Here is a 352-nt window from a genome sequence, read left to right as displayed (position 1 = left end):
ATATAGGACATTTATTCACAGTTATACTTTTTTATACACTTATGAAACTACTCCAAACGGCTTATTCGCTTTTGTTTTCTCTTAAAACTTGAAATCACTTGATGTATATCAGATGAGCAAATTGAGCATCGATACCTTCACATTCTTGCCGGGTTATAAATTATTAAAGATGTTGAAGGAGCTTTAACAGGATAAACAAAAACTTCTAGCTAACATATGAACCACCGAAAATAAAAGAGATCGAACACTATTATCGGAAAAACTGTGTACTAGTATTCTTGTTTAATATGAGATGCCTCAAAAAATATCCCAAGTAGTAAAGGCTACTTGGGACACATATCTTAGTTATATT

It is taken from the genome of Neobacillus drentensis (genome assembly GCF_036965645.1).
Taxonomy (GTDB): Bacteria; Bacillota; Bacilli; order Bacillales; family Cytobacillaceae; genus Neobacillus; species Neobacillus drentensis_D.
The sequence above is the reverse complement of the archived record's forward strand: the minus strand, read 5'-3'. Positions refer to the sequence as shown.